This window comes from Mycobacterium sp. 1245499.0 (assembly GCF_001673615.1).
GTDB classification, from domain to species: domain Bacteria; phylum Actinomycetota; class Actinomycetes; order Mycobacteriales; family Mycobacteriaceae; genus Mycobacterium; species Mycobacterium europaeum_A.
Genome location: NZ_LZMG01000168.1, coordinates 1 through 1889, shown reverse-complemented (window position 1 = coordinate 1889; position 1889 = coordinate 1). Strand labels below are relative to the sequence as shown.

Annotated in this window: 2 protein-coding genes; one reads left to right on the top strand and one right to left on the bottom strand. The window is 66.9% G+C overall.

Features of this window, described 5'->3' with window-relative positions; all coding sequences use genetic code 11:
• Positions 1–24: 24 nt before the first annotated feature.
• Entirely contained in the window at positions 25–1425 is a 1401-nt protein-coding gene (locus A5646_RS09515; protein WP_066865391.1) for a wax ester/triacylglycerol synthase family O-acyltransferase, read from the top strand.
• 21 nt (positions 1426–1446) lie between these two features.
• On the opposite strand, the gene A5646_RS09510 is transcribed toward A5646_RS09515, so the two are convergent.
• Positions 1447–1889, bottom strand: a 443-nt coding sequence (locus A5646_RS09510) for an HNH endonuclease signature motif containing protein (RefSeq protein ID WP_156765566.1), incomplete at its 5' end; no start/stop codon positions are given.

Genomic DNA, 1889 nt, shown 5'->3' with positions numbered 1-1889 from the left:
CGGTTGGGGGGTTACGGTCAGGTGATGAGACGGCTTTCGAGTGTCGATGCGGCGTTTTGGTCAGCGGAAACCGCGGGCTGGCACATGCACGTGGGGGCGCTGGCGATCTGCGACCCGAAGGAATGCTCCGAGTACAGCTTTCAACGTCTCCGTCAATTACTGATCGAGCGCCTGCCCGAGGTCCCGCAGTTGCGGTGGCGGGTCACTGGCGCGCCGCTGGGACTGGACCGGCCGTGGTTCGTCGAGGACGAGGAGCTCGACGTCGACTTCCACGTCCGCCGCATCGGGGTTCCCGCGCCGGGCGGTCGCCGCGAGCTCGAGGAGCTGGTCGGGCGGCTGATGTCCTACAAGCTGGATCGCTCCCGGCCGCTGTGGGAAATGTGGGTGATCGAGGGCGTCGAGGGCGGCCGGATCGCCACGCTGACCAAGATGCACCACGCCATTGTCGACGGGGTCTCGGGCGCCGGACTGGGTGAAATCCTGCTGGACACCACGCCGGAACCGCGTGCGCCGCAACAGGAAACGGTCGGATCGCTGGTGGGATTCCAGCTGCCCGGACTAGAGCGGCGCGCCGTGGGCGCCCTGATCAACGTGGGCGTCAAGACGCCGTTCCGCATCGCGCGGCTGATGGAGCAGACCGTGCGCCAGCAGATCGCCACCCTGGGTGTGCGCAGCAGACCGCCGCGCTACTTCGAGGCGCCCAAAACCCGTTTCAACGCGCCGGTCTCGCCGCATCGGCGCATCACCGGGTGCCGCGTTGAACTTGCCCGCGCCAAAGTCGTCAAGGACGCCTACGGCGTCAAGCTCAACGACGTCGTGCTGGCCCTGGTGGCCGGCGCCGCCCGCGACTATCTACAGAAACGCGGCGAGCTGCCCGCCAAGCCGCTCATCGCGCAGATCCCGGTCTCGACGCGCACCGACAACGACAAGGACGACGTCGGCAACAAGGTCAGTTCCATGACCGTCTCGCTGGCCACCGATGTCGAAGACCCGGGCGAGCGGCTGCGGGCCATTCACGAAAGCACCCAGAACGCCAAGCTGATGGCCAAGGCGCTGTCGGCGCATCAGATCATGGGGCTGACCGAGACCACGCCGCCCGGGCTGCTGCAGCTGGCCGCGCGGGCTTACACAGCCAGCGGGCTGTCGCGAAACCTGGCCCCCATCAACCTGGTTGTCTCGAACGTCCCCGGACCGCCGTTCCCGTTGTATATGGCTGGCGCCAAACTGGATTCGCTGGTGCCGCTGGGGCCGCCGGTGATGGACGTCGCGCTCAACATCACCTGCTTCTCCTACCAGGACTACCTGGACTTCGGCTTCGTGACGACGCCCGAGGTGGCCAACGACATCGACGACATGGCCGATCGGATCGAGCCTGCGTTGACCGACCTGGAGAAGGCCGCCGCGCGGGAGAATGACTCCGACTAGACCTGACTGACGATCTGGCCACTACGGGCCGTCGCCGTCCTCGTCGCGCAGGAGTTTTTCGGGGTGGTGGAAGGTGTTGGTGCGGGGTTGGCCGGTGTCGAGGGGTGGGGGTGGTTTCCATTGGGTGTCGCCGTGGGTGTTTGTGCGGGTGGTCCAGCCGCCGGGGCGTAGTAGGCGGTGGTGGGGGCCGCAGGCGAAGGTGAGGTTGTTGACGTCGGTGGTGTGGCACTTGCTGTAGTCGGTGACGTGGTGGACTTCGCAGTAGTAGCCGCCCACGGTGCAGCCGGGGCTGCTGCAGCCGCGGTCCTTGGCGTACAACACGATTCGTTGGCCGGGTGAGGCGAGGCGTTTGGTGTGATAGAGCGCCAGGGCCTTGCCGTTGTCGAAGATCGCCAAATAGTGGTGGGCGTGGCGGGCCAGGCGGATGACATCGCTCATCGGCAGCAGGGTGCCGCCCCCGGTCA